Here is a 15,045-nt window from a genome sequence, read left to right as displayed (position 1 = left end):
ATAAAGGGTATAAAAAAATCCCCCTCGAAAAAAGGCGGATTGATAGATTTCCGTCTTCTTCGGCGGCCCGGCTGCCCTAGCAATTGCTTTAGGCCCGTGGCTTTGCGTCCCTGCCTTTCAACAGGTTTGCCTTTATCGGTAAGATAAAGAGTATTTATTTTAAGTACTTTATTAATATCATATATAGGTATAAAGTATCAAACCAATTTTTGTCAGAAACAATTGAAATCACTCATTTTTCCATCATTTCAGACAGGAAAAGAGGTCTTCCATTTGTCTAAAAGGACATAACAGGTTGGATTTTAGGCATTTCAATACTAAACTCATATATCCTTGGTAATAAGGTTTATGGTCATCACCTTTTTCGTAATTCCCCTAGACTTAATAGCTTTTACTACCACAGTAAAAAAAGCATGCGGATGCATCCAATGCGAAAACAAACTTCTTTTAAGAGGAGATTCTTGTAACCAGCCTCTAAAAAAGTTATATTTTAAAAAGATGATTCTAAATTTTCGTTATTTCTCTGAATGAGGTGTTTAATCAATTGGTGCTGAAATATTTGTCCGCACTGTTACTGCCTGGTTTAATGGTTGTGTTTTTCACCAGGGTTGCCTATAACCACATCCTTGCGCTCGTATTGACGGTCGCGTTGATTGCGGCTTCTGTTTATAAAGGTTACACAGATTCCTTCCTGCTGATTGTCGTCGATGCCTTTTCATTGACCGTGGGTTTCTATCTGGCGAACCGGATGATGAAGCGCAACAAGAAGCAGTCATAATTTAAAAAGTAGGTCTCTTTTCTCACTATTTGTTGCTATTGAATACAAAATTGGATTGAATTACCTATATTCCATCGTTAAGTTGACGCTTCTTATGAGAAAAGAGCATGCAAACTTATTACCGACCTACAAAATGGGATATATTACGTTAAAATCGGCTTGAGGATTTTAACAACACCCTTTACGAAAACATACTAAAAGTAAGCCTGTCGGATTGTGTCCGGCGGGTTTTTCTTATGAATAAAGGGATGGCTCCACTTTAATCAAACGTTTGATTAACGAGGATTCGACAATCTACAGCATTCTCTTTTAAAACAAAGATATAAATTCGAATGTTTGTTCGCTTTTTGTTGGTTTGTTTTCCCTTCTTTGTGGTAGAATGAGGATATGACTTTTTGACAACTATGTAAGGCTTATATATAGGAAAGTTCTTTTCGAAAAAGTTTCTGAATCAAAGAATGCGACTAAGTTTACGAAAAGAGCCTAGAAATTTAAATTACAGGAGGCTTTTCTGTGAAGGACCAATTTGAATTAGTCTCGAAGTATTCTCCGCAGGGAGACCAGCCTGCAGCAATCAAAGAGCTGGTACAAGGAATCCGCGATAATAAGAAGCATCAGACGCTCCTTGGCGCAACGGGAACAGGAAAGACGTTCACGATTTCCAATGTGATCAAGGAAGTGAACAAGCCGACGCTTGTCATCGCCCATAATAAAACCCTTGCCGGCCAGCTGTACAGCGAGTTCAAGGAATTTTTCCCGAACAACGCGGTTGAGTATTTCGTCAGCTATTATGATTATTATCAGCCAGAGGCTTACGTGCCGCAGACGGATACATTCATTGAAAAGGACGCAAGCATCAATGATGAGATTGACAAGCTGCGCCACTCGGCTACATCGTCGCTATTCGAGCGCAAGGATGTCATCATCATTGCCAGTGTTTCCTGCATCTACGGTCTCGGTAATCCGGATGAATACCGCGACATGGTCGTGTCACTCCGGACTGGCATGGAAATTGAGCGCAATAAGCTTCTTCACAAGCTGGTTGACGTCCAGTATGAACGAAATGATATCGACTTCAAACGCGGGACGTTCCGTGTCCGCGGCGATGTCGTCGAGATTTTCCCGGTCTCACGTGACGAGCATTGCATGAGGATCGAATTTTTTGGCGACGAGATTGACCGGATCCGCGAGGTTGATGCGTTGACTGGTGAGATTATCGGCGAACGTGACCATGTCGCGATCTTCCCGGCATCCCACTTCGTAACCCGCGAGGAAAAGATGAAGATTGCGATCGAGAACATCGAAAAAGAGCTGGAGGAGCGACTGGAAGTAATGCGCGCCGAAGAAAAGCTTCTTGAGGCGCAAAGGCTCGAACAGCGCACAAGGTATGACCTTGAGATGATGCGTGAGATGGGCTTCTGCTCCGGCATCGAAAACTATTCGCGCCATCTGACCTTAAGACCTGCTGGTGCGACTCCATATACATTGCTTGATTACTTCCCGGATGACTTTTTGATTGTGATCGATGAGTCGCATGTTACATTGCCGCAAATAAGGGGAATGTTTAATGGTGACCAGGCCCGTAAACAGGTGCTGGTTGACCATGGTTTCCGCCTGCCGTCAGCAATGGATAACCGGCCGCTGACATTTGCTGAATTCGAAAACCATGTCAAACAGGCTGTTTTCGTATCGGCGACTCCAGGTCCATATGAGCTGGAGCATACTCCAGAAATGGTACAGCAGATCATCCGCCCGACAGGATTGCTTGATCCGACGATTGATGTAAGGCCAATCGAAGGCCAGATTGATGATTTGATCGGAGAAATCCATGAGCGGACGAAGCGGAATGAGCGTGTGCTTGTCACGACATTGACGAAAAAAATGTCTGAGGATTTGACCGATTACCTGAAGGAAATCGGCATCAAAGTCCAATATCTGCACTCAGAGGTCAAGACGCTCGAGCGGATTGAAATCATCCGCGAACTCCGCCTTGGCAAATATGATGTTCTCATCGGAATCAATCTGTTAAGAGAAGGACTTGATATTCCTGAAGTTTCACTCGTGGCCATTCTCGATGCCGATAAGGAAGGCTTCCTTCGTTCTGAAAGATCACTCATCCAGACAATGGGCCGGGCAGCCAGAAATGAACGCGGGCATGTCATCATGTATGCAGACAAGATGACGAACTCGATGGAGCTTGCGATCGGCGAAACGACACGGCGCCGTGCGATTCAGGAAGCATATAATGAAAAGCATGGCATCACACCACAGACCATCCAGAAGGAGATCCGCGATGTGATCCGCGCAACGATGGCTGCAGAGGAACAAGAAGACTACAATCCGTCAGAGGGTATGAAGAAGCTCACAAAGAAAGAGCGCGAGCAGGTAATATTCAACATGGAAAAAGAAATGAAGGATGCGGCAAAGGCCCTCAATTTCGAACGGGCCGCTGAATTGCGCGACCTTATTCTTGAGTTAAAAGCGGAAGGATGACGATAACATGGCTATGGATAAACTGATAGTTAAGGGCGCCAGAGCTCATAACTTGAAAAATATAGATGTCACCATTCCGAGAGATAAGCTTGTTGTATTGACAGGACTTTCCGGTTCAGGAAAGTCCTCGCTGGCGTTCGACACCATCTATGCTGAAGGACAGCGCCGTTATGTAGAATCACTTTCTGCCTACGCGCGCCAGTTCCTCGGCCAGATGGACAAGCCGGACGTAGATTCAATTGAAGGATTGTCCCCGGCGATATCGATCGACCAGAAGACGACGAGCCGAAATCCCCGTTCAACAGTTGGTACGGTGACAGAGATTTATGATTATTTGCGTTTGCTATTCGCCAGGGTGGGACGTCCAACCTGCCCGGTGCATAATATAGAGATTTCATCGCAGACAATCGAGCAGATGGTCGACCGTGTGCTCGAATATCCCGAAAGGACAAAGCTGCAGATCCTTGCTCCGCTTGTTTCCGGAAGGAAGGGGACACACGTCAAAGTTCTTGAAGATGTGAAAAAACAAGGCTATGTCCGAGTCCGTATTGACAGAGAGATGCATGACCTCGGAGACGATATTGAGCTGGAGAAAAACAAAAAGCATTCGATTGAAGTTGTCATCGACCGGATTGTCGTCAAGGAAGGGATTGCTGCCCGCCTGGCGGACTCGATGGAAGCCGCGCTTAAATTAGGTGAGGGCAATGTGCTGATTGATGTAATCGGTGAAGAAGAATTGATGTTCAGCGAAAACCATGCCTGCCCGATTTGCGGCTTCTCGATCGGCGAGCTTGAGCCCCGGATGTTCTCATTCAACAGCCCATTTGGCGCATGCCCTGAATGTGACGGTCTTGGTGCGAAGCTGGAGGTCGACGTTGATTTAGTCGTCCCGAACAAGGAGCTTTCATTAAAACAGCATGCAATCGCTCCGTGGGAACCGACGAGCTCACAGTATTACCCGCAGCTTCTTGAGGCGATCTGCAATCATTATGGAATCGATATGGACGTACCGGTAAAAGACCTCCAAGATCATGAAATGGATAAAATCCTTTACGGTTCAGACAAGGACCGGATTTATTTCCGCTATGAAAATGACTGGGGACAGGTTCGTGAAAACTATATTGTTTTTGAGGGCGTTTTGAAAAATATCGAGCGCCGTTATAAGGAAACAGGCTCTGATTATATCCGCGAGCAAATGGAGAAGTATATGGGCGAGCATGCCTGCCCAACTTGTAAAGGATACAGGCTTAAACGTGAAACGCTGGCTGTTCTTGTTGACGGCCGCCATATCGGTGAAGTGACGGCATTGTCGGTAGAGGAAGCACACCAATTTTTCGAGAGTCTTGAGCTTTCGGAAAAAGAAATGAAGATTGCTAATATGATTTTCCGTGAGATTACGGAACGTCTCGGCTTCTTGATCAATGTCGGGTTGGATTACCTGACGATGAGTCGCTCGGCTGGAACACTATCAGGTGGTGAGGCCCAGCGAATCAGGCTGGCAACCCAGATAGGATCACGCCTCACGGGTGTCTTGTATATCCTTGATGAGCCATCCATCGGTCTTCATCAGCGCGACAATGACAGATTGATCGATACGCTGAAAAACATGCGGGACATTGGCAATACACTGATTGTCGTTGAGCATGACGAAGATACGATGCTCGCAGCGGACCACTTGATTGATATCGGTCCTGGAGCAGGTGTTCATGGTGGTGAAATCATCTCCCAGGGAACCCCAGCAGAGGTAATGGATGATCCAAACTCACTGACAGGTCAGTACCTGTCCGGTAAAAAGTTCATCCCGCTGCCGATCGAGCGCAGAAAACCGGATGGCCGTTATATCGAAATCAAAGGCGCAAAGGAAAATAATCTTAAAAATGTAAATGTGAAGTTCCCTCTTGGAACCTTCATGGCCGTGACGGGTGTTTCCGGTTCCGGTAAAAGTACACTGATCAATGAAATCCTGCACAAATCGCTCGCAATGAAGATTCACCGAGCAAAAAGCAAGCCAGGGGAATTCAGGGAAATCAAAGGTGTCGACCACCTTGATAAGGTCATCGATATCGACCAGTCGCCAATCGGCCGTACACCAAGATCCAATCCTGCTACCTATACTGGCGTGTTTGATGATATTCGCGACGTGTTCGCATCAACCAACGAAGCAAAGGTCCGCGGCTATAAAAAGGGACGCTTCAGCTTCAATGTAAAAGGCGGGCGCTGTGAAGCATGCCGCGGTGATGGAATCATCAAAATCGAGATGCACTTCCTGCCCGATGTGTACGTCCCTTGTGAAGTGTGCCACGGCAAACGCTACAACCGTGAGACTTTGGAAGTAAAGTACAAAGGCAAAAACATTTCCGATATCCTTGATATGACAGTTGAGGCAGCGGTTGAATTCTTCGCTAACATCCCGAAAATCGCCCGCAAGCTGCAGACGATATACGATGTCGGACTCGGTTATATCACACTTGGCCAGCCAGCGACGACCCTTTCCGGAGGGGAAGCGCAGCGTGTCAAGCTGGCGTCCGAGCTGCACCGCCGTTCGACCGGCCGTTCGCTTTATATTTTGGACGAGCCAACAACTGGTTTGCATGTCGATGACATTGCCCGCTTGCTGACGGTCCTTCAGCGTCTCGTCGAAAATGGCGACACGGTGCTCGTAATCGAGCATAACCTCGATGTCATCAAGGCTGCCGACTACATCGTCGACCTCGGACCCGAAGGCGGTGACCGCGGCGGAACAATCGTCGCCACCGGAACACCGGAAAAGATCGCCGAAGTGGAGGAATCCTATACAGGCAAGTACCTGAAACCGGTACTGGAACGAGACAGGCTGCGAATGAAAGCACAAATTGAGGAAAAAGAAAAAAGCACAAGCAATGCATAGCCCTTCCCATCAGGAAGGGTTTTTCTTTTTGTGGAGCGATGTTGGATTCCAAAATTAGGTAAACGGTGCAATTATTATGGCTATCGGTGCAATTATGATTAACATCCGTGCAATTAACACCCATCTTCGTGCAATTATCATGATTATTGGTGCAATTAATAAGGTTGAGTAAGAGAATAATTTTTCCAGTTAACGAATTAAGGAGAAAATAGTCACTCATGAAGCTCATTGGCGCCCGAAATAATTAGAAAGTGGAAAAAGAGGTCACCAATGAAGGCCATTGGCGCCCGAAACTCCGAGAAAATAGAAAAAGAGGTCAGCAATGAAGCCCATTGGCGCCCAAAATTGCGAGAAAATACGAAAAGAGGTCACCAATGAAGGCTATTGGCGCCAAAAATTACGAGAAAATAGAAAAAGAGGTCACCAATGAAGCCCATTGGCGCCCAAAAAAGCGAGAAAAAGAGAAAATAGGTCACCAAAGAAGCCAAGCCACAATTCCCTCTGAATCTAATACCCAAGGAAATCCCCCATATCTCCCATTCACACAACTTTCACCAGCCGGAATACGACTTTGACAAGGTTTCCTTTCACATTTTGTCGAACTCTTTTCATAAAGAAATGAAACTTCTCAGGTTCCCGAGCGTATTAATTTTTAAGGAGATGAAGAGGATGGATACGAAAAGGATTCTGTCTGCTTTGTGCTATTTTAGTATTATGTTTGCCGGGATTTTGTTTCCCCTAGTTGCTTATTTTGTATCAGAGGATAAGGATGTAAAGGTTCATGCGAAGAAGGCGCTGCTGTCGCATTTGATTCCGCTGATCCCGCTGCCGCTTATTCTTATTGATGTATTCATCGATATGAGCGGAGGAACGGGGGATTTCCCAGCGCTTATGTTTAGCAGTGCTATATTGATGGTAATATTGAGTTTCATTGTATTGATTTGGAACCTGGTTAAAGGGATAAAAGTACTTAATATAAAATGAGGGGGATAAATCTTATGAAGGAAGAACGGAAGCGAATTCTCAAGCTAGTTGAGGAAGGGAAAATGACGGTTGATGAAGCTTTATTTTTAATCGAGCAGCTGGAGCAGGGAAAAACGCCTCAGCAGGAAAGCTCTACGTATCTGTCAACGGATGTAAAGTTTGAAGAAGCGAAGAAAGAAGAGTACAAAAAGGAAGATTTTAATACTTACAAATTTAACTCTATGAAAGACAAAGTGCTGGATTTTGTCGATTCAGCATTCAAGAAAATAAAGGATTTCGATTTGGATCTTAACTTCGGCCAGTCCGTGGATATCTCTCACATTTTCCAGCAGGGAGATGCTTATTTGAACCAGGTCGATATTGATATGGCGAATGGTTCGGTAAAAGTCGTGCCATGGGAGCAAAAGGATGTACGTATCGAGTGCAGCGCGAAAGTGTATCGTGTCGAAAACCAGGATGAAGCGCGCAGGAAGTTCTTAGAGGACGCCATTTTCACAATTGAAAATCAGAAGCTGCGGTTTTCCGTTCAACAGAAGTGGATGAAGGTTGATGCAGTCATCCATATTCCGAAAGAAGAATATGAAAATGTTCGAATCCGTTTGTTTAATGGATCCATTGAAGGTGAAAACTTAACAGTGAAGGATTGCCGGGCAAAGACTGCAAACGGGAAAGTTTTGCTTGGAAATCTTGAGTGCGGCAAGCTGGAAACTGAAACAGCGAATGGAACAATCAATATCTCAAGAAGCGCAATCAAGGATCTTGAGGCTGAAACAATCAACGGAGCAATAAAGGCTGATGGCTCTTTTGACCATGTCGATCTTCAGTCATTCAATGGAAATGTGACTTGCACTGTAAATAACAATGATTGCGAAAGTGTGGAAGTGAAGGCTACCACTGGAAGCATCGAAGTCTTCCTGCCAGAGAAGACGCCAGCGAGTGGCGAGTTGAAATCGAACCTTGGCGGCTTTACGATTGAACTCGACGGCATCCAGGTTGTTGAAGAGAAGAGCGACATGGTTCAAAAAAATCTTCGCTTCAAGCCGGCTGATTCAGGCCAAAAAGCTGTCAGGCTGCATGCGGATACCAAAACCGGCTCAATCACCGTAAAAAAAATAATCCATTAGTAATGTTGAAATAGGAAGGGTGATATGAAATGAAATTAACCCGCTCACGTAAAAATCGAATGCTGGCAGGGGTGCTCGGAGGAATGGCTGATTCCTTCGGGATGAGTCCTGCGCTGTTACGCATATTGTTTGTAATCTTGACGTTCAGCACGGCATTCTTTCCCATGGCTATGATCTACCTTGTGCTTGTGTTTGTGCTGCCAAACAGGGAAGGGTATTAAAAATGAGATGGTTGTTAGGAATTGTCATTAACGCCGTTCTCTTCATGGCGCTTGCTGGTTACTTCGAGAATGAAATTTATCTATCTGGTTTTGGCGCCGCTTTAGGAGCCAGTTTCATTCTCTCGATATTGAATGTTCTCGTTAAACCGATCTTGATATTGCTGACGCTGCCTGTAACGGTGCTCAGCCTGGGACTATTCTTGTTTGTCATCAATGCAATCACACTGATGCTGACAGATAGTTTGATGGGGAGTTCATTTGAAATATCCAGTTTTGGGATGGCGCTGCTTACGGCGATCATTATGTCAGCCGCAAACTTGATCATCCAGAACACGTTCTTAAGAGAATCAAAAGACTAGGCTAAAGGCCGGCACATATATGTGTCGGCCTTTAGCTATTCTTTATCAATATAGACATCAAAACCGGCTTTCCTTAAACGGTCGGCAAGCTCTTTAGCGTTTTCCTCATTATCGAACGCTCCTGCCTGGACCTTATATAGTCCGTCCTTCTTGGCTGGCGAAGGAGATTTGGCCGGTGGCGGAGTGGGCGCAGGTGCAGGTGCAGCATTTGCCTTCCTCTGCAGTTTGAATTGCTCTGCCAATGCTTTAACAATGCCTTCTGCTATTGTTTTGCGGTATGTTTCGGAACGCAGCAGCTTAATTTCATTGCGGTTAGTCATGAATCCGCATTCCACTAGCACGGCATCCATTTTCGTTTCCCTCAGGACGTGGAAATCGGCTGTTTTTACACCGCGGTTATCGAGACCCGTTGCGATGACAAGATGGCGCTGAATCTTTTGGGCTAACTGATAAGCCACAGGCGGTCTGGTTGGATAGACAAATGTTTCAATACCGCCGACATTGCTCCAGCCGCCTCCGCCAAAAGCATTGGCATGAATCGAAACAAATATATCTACATTCAGGCTGTTTGCCTTATCTGTCCTGGCCTTCAATGATACATCTCGCTGATCGGAATGAGAAAAATACACTGTCACATTCTTATAGTCTGCCAGCAGCTGTTTGGCATAATTCGCCACAGCCCTGTTAAACTCATATTCTCTCATACCATCAGGACTTCGCTTACCCGGGGTGTTGTAGCCATGCCCAGCATCTAGCATGATCTTCACTATTTTCACACCTTCCGATAAAAGATTTCCTCATCAGTATATATATATGACCAAAGGCGGAAAAAGGACATAGTGACATCAGATATAGGCGGTTTTAAAACTGAGTATTCTATAAACCGTTTGGCTTCAGAGTATCCATCCACCCACGAAACGCAAATGATCACTTATTCAATTCAAAGATATCTTCCACCCGCTGCGACAGGAACTCATGGGCATCCTGGATTCCAATGTTATAAAAATGAGGAGCGAGTTTGTCAGCAACAAATTCAAGAATCAGCAGTGCAGCCAGGTCTCCCAATTCTTCCCCGCGTTCTTCAAGGAAATACCTTTTTATCTCATCTGTCATCTGGTTCTTTACATGATCATCAACCTGGAAATTCTTTAGCATAGTATCTGCTCCTTCTCTATGTATTACCCTCATTTTAAGCTAATCAGACAAATAATTCGACAAGAGGGTTCGATTATTTCCGTGGAAATAAGCTGAATGTTATTTTCTATTTCGACATTTCGCGAGGACCTATTAATGGAATATCTGCAAAAAAAAAGAGACCCGGATAGGATCTCTGCTGATAATTAGCTGCGCTGCATCGTGTGCACGAATTTGTATCGGTCAGCGCGATAGGCTGATTTGACGAATTCAAATGGCGTGCCATCCTTTAAATGCGAAGTCCTGAGAATCAGCAAAACAGGGGAGCCTTTTTCAATTTCGAGGAGGCGCAGTTCCTGTTCCTTAGCAATCGACGCTTCGATTTGCTGGGTGGCTTCGTGGATCGTAAGCGATAATTTTTCTTCAATATACTGGTAAAGTGACTGGTTGATGATTTCCTCTGTCAATCCCTTGACTAGATTAGCCGGAAGATAAGTGGTCTCGAGGGCCATCGGAACATTGTCTGCAAGCCTGACACGTTTGATTTCATATACTGGAGTATTTTCACTGAGTCTCAGACGTTCGGCTATTTCCCGTCCTGATGAGATGATTTCAAATGAAACCAGTCTGCTTCCAGGGGTAAATCCGCGTTCTTTCATATCTTCAGTGAAACTTGTCAATCCGTGCAAGCGCTGTTCGACCTTCTTTTTGTTCACGAATGTGCCTTTGCCTTTTTGACGGTACAAATATCCGTCATTGACAAGGATCGTCAATGCCTGCCTGATCGTCATCCTGCTGATCTGGAACATATCGGCATAGACGCGTTCGGAGGGAATGGCTTCATCTGGTTCGATGTCACCATTATCAATCTGGGCTTTTATGTATTCCTCAAGCTGGTGGTAAATAGGTATTGGTGAATTTTTATCAATCATAGGTCATTCTCCTGACTGCTTACAATTTTTCAGAAGATGCTTAAAGTAATGCTGCCGCATCTTTATCAGCGAATATCGTGACATTTCCATGGTTTTTGAGAGCCGAGGCAGGGAAATCTTCGCTCACATCGCCTTTCACTAAAGCAGCGAGTGCCTTTGCCTTGGAAGCACCGGAAATAAGCAGGAAGATTTCCTTGCTGTCCATAATTGAGGCAATCCCCATGGTAATTGCTTGCTTAGGAACGTCTTCCAGTGATTCAAAAAATCTTGAGTTCGCCTTGCGCGTGCTTTCTGCCAGGTCAATGATATGCGTTCTGCTGTCAAAGGGGGTTCCTGGTTCGTTAAAGCCGATATGGCCGTTCTGTCCAATTCCGAGAATTTGCAGGTCGATGCCGCCATGCTCATGAATGAACTGTTCATAGCGTCTGCATTCCTCATCAAAATCCTTGGCTGTTCCATCTGGTATATGCGTCTGTTCAAGCGGAATGTCAATGTGCTCGAATAAATGTTCACACATAAAGTAGTGATAGCTATTCCGGTCTTTTTTCGAGATGCCGATGTATTCATCAAGGTTGAACGTGTTGATTTTCTTGTAGGAGGTTTGGTTCTGCTTATGGTCCCTTATGAGCTCCTGATAAAGGCCTGTTGGTGTGCTTCCGGTAGCAAGTCCAAGATTTAGCGCTGGATTGCTCTTGATTCGCGTGATTATTTCCTCTGCGGCTTGTTGGCTAAGCTGCTCGTAATTTGAAGTTGTAATCAGTTTCAACGTCATCACCTCTTTCAAAGCAGAATTTATCGGGTATAACTCGCAACTCCCCGGCAAAACGCCATGGAAACTTCGTGGTTGGAGTCGAGTACGACAAGATCTGCGTCTTTTCCTGAAGCAATGCTCCCTTTCCTGTTAAATATCTTCAGCTGCCTGGCGGGATTCTCACTGGCTAGCTTCACAGCTTCTTCAAGACTGATGCCTGTGAATTCCATCATGTTTTTTAAGGAATCTTTCATTTTTAAAATACTGCCGGCAAGGGTGCCATCAGCTAAAAGTGCTTTTCCATCTGCAACACTAACTTCCTGTCCGCCGAGATCATAGCTGCCATTTTTAAGACACTTGGCTCGCATCGAGTCGGTGATTAAAATAACACCATCAGTTCCTTTGGCGCGAATCGATAAATCCAGCATTTCGGGAACGACATGGATTCCGTCTGCAATCATCTCTATTTTCAATTCATCAAAAAGCAGGGCGGCACCAGCGACACCCGGATCTCGATGATGCATTCCGCGCATGCCATTGAACAAATGGGTCACATGGGTAGCTCCTGCCTTCACGGCTTCAGCCATCTGTCCGTAAGTGGCATCCGAATGGCCAACCGAAGCGATGACCTCATTTTCAGCCAGGTATGCAATAAGCTCAAAGCCATTTTCCTTTTCCGGAGCGAGTGTCACGAGCCTGATATTATTGCCAGAAGCCTTCTGCATTCTCGCAAACAGCTCGATATCAGGTGTAATGATGTGTTCGGCAGGCTGTGCTCCTTTGCGGGATTCATTGATAAATGGCCCTTCTAAATGGAGCCCGAGCACCTCAGCCTTACCTGGGGTGTTATGGTGGCTGATATAATGTGCGGCATTCTCCAATGCTTTGATAATTGCCTTTTGATCCTGGGTGATTGTCGTTGCCAGGAAGCTCGTTGTACCTTCCTCAGGCAGGATGGAAGCCATCGTCGTCAAGGCTTCAGTGGTACCATCCATCGTGTCCGCTCCGCCAGCTCCGTGGATATGCACATCGATGAATCCTGGAACTACCGTGCTGTCCTCAGGAAGCTCGATGATATCAGCCTGATAATGGGGGAGGGAGGAGGCCAGCCCTGTTTCAGCAATCTTCCCATCCTTTATATAAATGTAACCTTTTTCAATCATGCCATCTTGAGTTAAAACTCTAGCGTTCATTAGGAATAAATCGTTCATTCTATATCACCTGAAAGTTATGTCCTCTTTTTTCTATACCCTCTGTTAATTATATTATACAAATACCTGTAGGGGTTGTCTATACCACAGTGTGTTAAGTATGGTAACCTTATTGGTGGTATAGACAATCTTAATTTGCGCTCCCTTTGTAAAAGTCCCTTATCGCATCCCGCAGGTAGCCATTGTGCTTTTCCAATAGTCCTTTTACCTCGGTACCCTTGAGTCCTGTCGTGATTTGAAGGATGGCGGCTTTCGTATGGTAGTTTTGCTCCTTGATTGCCGTTCGTGCTTCCTCATCAGAAGCCCCGGTTGCCATCTTGACGATATTGACAGCGCGGTTATGTAGTTTTTCGTTCGTCATCTGCACATCAACCATCAGGTTGCCGTACACTTTGCCCAGTTTGATCATTGCAGCGGTGGAGAGCATGTTTAGAATCAATTTTTGGGCAGTACCGGCTTTCATCCTTGTGGAACCGGTAATGACTTCGGGACCGACGACCGCGGAAATGGTGTGGTCGGAGATTTTCTCCATTTTGGAATCCTTGCTGCAAACGACTGATACCGTTAATGCACCGATTTCCTTGGCGTGCTCCAGTGCTCCGATTGTATATGGGGTGCGCCCGCTGGCAGCGATCCCGACAACGATGTCATCAGCGGTAAGACCGATATTTTCCAGATCAGCCTGCCCCTGTTTTTTATCATCCTCGACGCCTTCAAGTGCCTCGGTCATTGCTTCCTTGCCACCCGCAATAATACCAACAACAAGCCCGGGATCGGTTCCGAACGTCGGAGGGCATTCGGAAGCATCGATGATTCCGAGTCGTCCGGAAGTCCCTGCACCGATATAAATCAGACGGCCGCCTTTTTTGAAGGCAGCGACAATCCTGTCAACGACCTCCGAAATGTTCGGAACCTGCCTTGCGAGCACGTTCGGAACGAGGGTGTCCTCCTGGTTGATGACGGTGATGATTTCCTCTGTCGACATCAAGTCGATATTCATTGTTTTCGGATTTTGCTGTTCTGTATTAAGCTTTGCGATCTCCATGTCCATCCCTCACAATAAATTGAAATTTTTGCCCTGCCTTGATTTCCTTAAGCAAAGGCAGATCTTCTTTGATAACTTTTCCGATACAATTCACTTTTTCATCCAGTGGCAGGTCATGAATGGCTATTTGCAATTCGCCTGCATACCGTCCATAGCGTTCGTTGTCGATGGTGATTGTCCCGCGTGGTCTTTCCTGCTGATTAGAAGGGGAGACCCGTTTTTCCCCCATTGAAGCGAAGGAACGAGATTCAACTGCTCTGATGACATCGCGGGCAGGATCCATCCGGTTGGTCAGCGGCCTGCTCAATAGGTCGGAATGCTCCCGACTATCGGTCACAATACGAAGTGGAATTACTTTTTTATCAAGGAAAGCCAGTAACTCCAACTGTTCATCCGATGCAGCGTGATCTCCAATCGAAATTTTATCGGTAAAACAAGAGACCATCAGCTCTGCAGCAGCTATGTGCGGCTGTTGGCCGCGGTGCTTCTCAAGTGTAGGGAGACCAGAAAACACAGGTCCACGCAAATCTTTGTCCCCAGGCACAAAAGCCATTGTCGTAATGCCGAGAGAACGAAGCATGTTATTCCTTTCAATTAGGAACTCCTTGTCCAACCCCGTTTCAGGTCTCGGGTAAAAATTGTGCCATGCTTCGACGTTCCCAGTATTTAAACCAGCATCAATCCACGCCTGAAGTTCATCTCTAGTTACCGTGCTGGCATTGATTCCTATCTTCATTTTATGCGAAAGCTCCACAATCTGCTGTGATGTGAACCCATAATCAGCCCTGATTCCTGATAGCCCCCAATGAAGCAGTTCATCATATTGCTCCCAATCCAGTCCGAGGTAATCCAATGAGCGGGGAGATACATCCGCCATCAGCTCCATGTTGTGCTTTTTCGCAAGTTCTCCAACCCTTTGTAAAAGTTCTTTATACTCAGCTGGATTATCTTCTGGTATATGTAAGGAAGTGAAAATCGATTTAAGTCCGTACTGAGCCGCTTTTTCAATCCAGGCAGCATTTTTCTCCATCATATCCTTTTTCAAATATACGGAAATGCCAAGCAAGGGCAAGCCCTCCAATCTAGAGAAGTTAATAGAATAGAAGAAAGGAGGAAAATAGCTCTC

The 15,045-nt window shown here is 45.7% G+C and carries 15 protein-coding genes and 1 riboswitch; of the genes, 8 read left to right on the top strand and 7 right to left on the bottom strand.

What is annotated here, in order from left to right:
* Positions 1–58: 58 nt before the first annotated feature.
* Positions 59–141: riboswitch (cyclic di-GMP riboswitch) on the bottom strand.
* A gap of 403 nt (positions 142–544) precedes the next feature.
* From J7E32_RS11380 to J7E32_RS11345, 8 genes are all read left to right on the top strand, one after another.
* Positions 545–778 (top strand): CsbA family protein, encoded by a 234-nt coding sequence (locus tag J7E32_RS11380; RefSeq protein ID WP_214907506.1) that lies wholly within the window; start codon positions 545–547, stop codon positions 776–778.
* 513 nt (positions 779–1,291) lie between these two features.
* Complete coding sequence (gene uvrB / locus J7E32_RS11375) at positions 1,292–3,271, top strand: excinuclease ABC subunit UvrB (protein ID WP_214907330.1); 1,980 nt, start codon at positions 1,292–1,294, stop codon at positions 3,269–3,271.
* Positions 3,272–3,278: 7 nt separating this feature from the next.
* Entirely contained in the window at positions 3,279–6,158 is a 2,880-nt protein-coding gene (gene uvrA, locus J7E32_RS11370; protein WP_214907328.1) for an excinuclease ABC subunit UvrA, read from the top strand.
* Between the two features lie 374 nt (positions 6,159–6,532).
* Positions 6,533–6,733, top strand: a complete 201-nt coding sequence (locus tag J7E32_RS11365; RefSeq protein ID WP_214907326.1) for a hypothetical protein — start codon at positions 6,533–6,535, stop codon at positions 6,731–6,733.
* Between the two features lie 94 nt (positions 6,734–6,827).
* Positions 6,828–7,142: a magnetosome magnetite crystal formation protein family gene (locus tag J7E32_RS11360; protein WP_214907323.1), complete on the top strand. Its 315-nt coding sequence runs from the start codon at positions 6,828–6,830 to the stop codon at positions 7,140–7,142.
* Between the two features lie 14 nt (positions 7,143–7,156).
* On the top strand, positions 7,157–8,266 hold the full coding sequence (locus tag J7E32_RS11355; protein WP_214907321.1) for a DUF4097 family beta strand repeat-containing protein: 1,110 nt from the start codon (positions 7,157–7,159) through the stop codon (positions 8,264–8,266).
* Between the two features lie 29 nt (positions 8,267–8,295).
* Entirely contained in the window at positions 8,296–8,487 is a 192-nt protein-coding gene (locus J7E32_RS11350) for a PspC domain-containing protein (RefSeq protein ID WP_214907319.1), read from the top strand.
* A gap of 2 nt (positions 8,488–8,489) precedes the next feature.
* Positions 8,490–8,846, top strand: coding sequence for a phage holin family protein (locus J7E32_RS11345; RefSeq protein ID WP_214907317.1), 357 nt, complete (start codon positions 8,490–8,492; stop codon positions 8,844–8,846).
* A 35-nt stretch (positions 8,847–8,881) separates the two neighbouring features.
* Here J7E32_RS11345 and J7E32_RS11340 read toward each other — a convergent pair whose 3' ends face one another.
* From J7E32_RS11340 to J7E32_RS11310, 7 genes are all read right to left on the bottom strand, one after another.
* Entirely contained in the window at positions 8,882–9,622 is a 741-nt protein-coding gene (locus tag J7E32_RS11340; protein ID WP_353654036.1) for an N-acetylmuramoyl-L-alanine amidase, read from the bottom strand.
* Positions 9,623–9,773: 151 nt separating this feature from the next.
* Positions 9,774–10,001: a DUF2164 domain-containing protein gene (locus J7E32_RS11335; protein WP_214907315.1), complete on the bottom strand. Its 228-nt coding sequence runs from the start codon at positions 9,999–10,001 to the stop codon at positions 9,774–9,776.
* Positions 10,002–10,186: 185 nt separating this feature from the next.
* Positions 10,187–10,912: a GntR family transcriptional regulator gene (locus tag J7E32_RS11330; protein ID WP_214907314.1), complete on the bottom strand. Its 726-nt coding sequence runs from the start codon at positions 10,910–10,912 to the stop codon at positions 10,187–10,189.
* Positions 10,913–10,952: 40 nt separating this feature from the next.
* Positions 10,953–11,678 (bottom strand): glucosamine-6-phosphate deaminase, encoded by a 726-nt coding sequence (gene nagB, locus J7E32_RS11325; RefSeq protein WP_483297606.1) that lies wholly within the window; start codon positions 11,676–11,678, stop codon positions 10,953–10,955.
* A 26-nt stretch (positions 11,679–11,704) separates the two neighbouring features.
* Positions 11,705–12,874 carry an N-acetylglucosamine-6-phosphate deacetylase gene (nagA, locus tag J7E32_RS11320; protein WP_214907313.1) on the bottom strand — a complete coding sequence of 390 codons (1,170 nt, stop codon included), beginning with the start codon at positions 12,872–12,874 and terminating at the stop codon, positions 11,705–11,707.
* 130 nt (positions 12,875–13,004) lie between these two features.
* Positions 13,005–13,919, bottom strand: a complete 915-nt coding sequence (gene murQ, locus J7E32_RS11315; RefSeq protein ID WP_214907312.1) for an N-acetylmuramic acid 6-phosphate etherase — start codon at positions 13,917–13,919, stop codon at positions 13,005–13,007.
* On the bottom strand, positions 13,900–14,985 hold the full coding sequence (locus tag J7E32_RS11310) for a DUF871 domain-containing protein (protein ID WP_214907311.1): 1,086 nt from the start codon (positions 14,983–14,985) through the stop codon (positions 13,900–13,902). The genes murQ and J7E32_RS11310 overlap by 20 nt, the downstream gene beginning before the upstream one ends.
* Positions 14,986–15,045: the final 60 nt, after the last annotated feature.

The organism is Bacillus sp. ISL-55 (assembly GCF_018613155.1).
Taxonomy (GTDB): Bacteria; Bacillota; Bacilli; order Bacillales; family Cytobacillaceae; genus Mesobacillus.
This window is presented reverse-complemented; position numbering and strand designations above follow the sequence as displayed.

Excerpts from the sequence above, each read along its gene's own strand:
- uvrA (WP_214907328.1), top strand. The coding sequence starts at position 3,279 with ATGGCTATGGATAAACTGATAGTTAAGGGCGCCAGAGCTCATAACTTG.
- J7E32_RS11365 (WP_214907326.1), top strand. The coding sequence starts at position 6,533 with ATGAAGGCTATTGGCGCCAAAAATTACGAGAAAATAGAAAAAGAGGTC.
- J7E32_RS11360 (WP_214907323.1), top strand. The coding sequence starts at position 6,828 with ATGGATACGAAAAGGATTCTGTCTGCTTTGTGCTATTTTAGTATTATG.
- J7E32_RS11355 (WP_214907321.1), top strand. The coding sequence starts at position 7,157 with ATGAAGGAAGAACGGAAGCGAATTCTCAAGCTAGTTGAGGAAGGGAAA.
- J7E32_RS11350 (WP_214907319.1), top strand. The coding sequence starts at position 8,296 with ATGAAATTAACCCGCTCACGTAAAAATCGAATGCTGGCAGGGGTGCTC.
- J7E32_RS11345 (WP_214907317.1), top strand. The coding sequence starts at position 8,490 with ATGAGATGGTTGTTAGGAATTGTCATTAACGCCGTTCTCTTCATGGCG.
- J7E32_RS11335 (WP_214907315.1), bottom strand. The coding sequence starts at position 10,001 with ATGCTAAAGAATTTCCAGGTTGATGATCATGTAAAGAACCAGATGACA.
- J7E32_RS11330 (WP_214907314.1), bottom strand. The coding sequence starts at position 10,912 with ATGATTGATAAAAATTCACCAATACCTATTTACCACCAGCTTGAGGAA.
- nagA (WP_214907313.1), bottom strand. The coding sequence starts at position 12,874 with ATGAACGATTTATTCCTAATGAACGCTAGAGTTTTAACTCAAGATGGC.
- murQ (WP_214907312.1), bottom strand. The coding sequence starts at position 13,919 with ATGGAGATCGCAAAGCTTAATACAGAACAGCAAAATCCGAAAACAATG.